The organism is Micromonospora sp. D75, from assembly GCF_018070405.1.
In the GTDB taxonomy this organism is placed as follows: Bacteria; Actinomycetota; Actinomycetes; order Mycobacteriales; family Micromonosporaceae; genus Micromonospora; species Micromonospora chalcea.
Map to the genome: position 1 here is coordinate 1 of NZ_JAGPXV010000860.1, position 1,952 is coordinate 1,952.

The window sequence follows — 1,952 nt, forward strand, 5'->3', positions numbered from 1 at the left end:
GATGGAGGAGATGGGCAAGCTCCAGGAGGAGCTGGACGCCGCCGACGCGTGGGACATCGACTCCAAGCTCGAACTCGCGATGGATGCGCTGCGCTGCCCGCCGCCGGACGCCGACGTCACCAAGCTCTCCGGTGGAGAGCGCCGCCGGGTCGCGCTGTGCAAGCTGCTGCTGGAGGCGCCGGACCTGCTGCTGCTCGACGAGCCCACCAACCACCTGGACGCGGAGAGCGTGCAGTGGCTGGAGCAGCACCTGGCCAAGTACGCCGGCACCGTCCTGGCGATCACCCACGACCGGTACTTCCTGGACAACGTGGCCAACTGGATCCTGGAGCTGGACCGCGGCCGGGCCTACCCGTACGAGGGCAACTACTCCACCTACCTGGAGAAGAAGGCCGCCCGGCTCTCCGTCGAGGGACGCCGCGACGCCAAGATGAAGAAGCGGCTGTCCGAGGAACTGGAGTGGGTTCGCTCGAACGCCAAGGCTCGGCAGACCAAGTCCAAGGCCCGCCTGGACCGCTACGACGAGATGGCCGCCGAGGCGGAGAAGACCCGGAAGCTGGACTTCGAGGAGATCCAGATCCCGCCGGGCCCGCGACTGGGCAACACGGTCATCGAGGCGCAGAACCTGACAAAGGCGTTCGGCGACCGGGTGCTGATCGACGACCTGTCGTTCTCGCTGCCCCGCAACGGCATCGTCGGCATCATCGGCCCGAACGGCGTCGGCAAGACCACGCTGTTCAAGACCATCGTCGGGCTGGAGCAGCCGACCAGCGGCTCGGTCCGGGTCGGCGAGACGGTCTCGCTGTCGTACGTCGACCAGAACCGGCAGGGCCTGGACGGCGACAAGACGGTCTGGGAGGTCGTCTCCGACGGGCTGGACCACCTCATGGTGGGCAAGGTCGAGATGCCGTCCCGGGCGTACATCGCGGCGTTCGGCTTCAAGGGGCCGGACCAGCAGAAGCCGACGAAGGTGCTCTCCGGCGGCGAGCGCAACCGGCTCAACCTGGCGCTGACGCTGAAGATCGGCGGCAACGTGATCCTGCTCGACGAGCCGACGAACGACCTGGACGTGGAGACGCTGTCCAGCCTGGAGAACGCGCTGCTGGAGTTCCCCGGCTGCGCCGTGGTCATCTCCCACGACCGGATGTTCCTGGACCGGGTCGCCACGCACATCCTGGCCTGGGAGGGCGACGACCAGAACCCGGCGAAGTGGTTCTGGTTCGAGGGCAACTTCGAGGCGTACGAGAAGAACAAGATCGACCGGCTCGGCGCCGAGGCGGCCCGGCCGCACCGGGTGACCTACCGCAAGCTCACCCGTGACTGACCGCTTCGTCTACCACTGCGCGTTGCGCTGGTCCGACCTGGACGCGTACGGCCACGTCAACAACGCCCGCTTCCTCACGCTCTACGAGGAGGCCCGGGTGGCGATGATGTTCGCCGGTGGCCGGGCGTGGGGAGTGGGCTCGTTCGCCGACGGGGTGGTCATCCGCCGGCACGAGGTCGACTATCTGCGCCCGGTCGACTACGCGCTCGGCCGGGCCAGCGCGGAGGCGGCCCCGACCGTGCGGATCGAGCTGTGGGTGGACCAGATCCGCAACGCCTCGTTCTCGGTCGCCTACGAGCTGTACGACGGCGACACGCTGGCCAGCACCGCCCGGTCGGTGCTGGTGCCGTTCGACCTCGCCGCCCAGCGGCCACGCCGGATCTCGCCGGACGAGCGCGCGTTCCTGCTCCGCTACGCGCCGGGGCTGAGCGGATGAAGACCGGGCACGGGCTGACCGGGGTGGCCGACGCGGGGGCCTTCCTGGCCCGGCTGGTCCGGTTCGACCCGGCCACGGTGGTCCGCCTGCGGCCGGTGCCCGGCGCCGGGCGTACGGCGCTCTGGGCGCGGCTGCCCTGGGGGGTGCTCGTGGTCCGTACCGTGCCCGGCGCCGCCCCCGGTGACGTCACTG

General features: G+C 69.9%; 2 protein-coding genes and 1 pseudogene. All 3 read left to right on the top strand.

Annotated features, from left to right (window positions below):
• Positions 1-1,324, top strand: a 1,324-nt coding sequence (gene ettA / locus KBX39_RS29985; protein WP_210873767.1) for an energy-dependent translational throttle protein EttA, incomplete at its 5' end; no start/stop codon positions are given.
• Positions 1,317-1,760: a thioesterase family protein gene (locus KBX39_RS29990; RefSeq protein WP_043328894.1), complete on the top strand. Its 444-nt coding sequence runs from the start codon at positions 1,317-1,319 to the stop codon at positions 1,758-1,760. The genes ettA and KBX39_RS29990, both read left to right, overlap by 8 nt.
• Positions 1,757-1,952 (top strand): annotated as a pseudogene (locus KBX39_RS29995) (hypothetical protein); the annotation flags it as partial. The gene KBX39_RS29990 and the pseudogene KBX39_RS29995, both read left to right, overlap by 4 nt.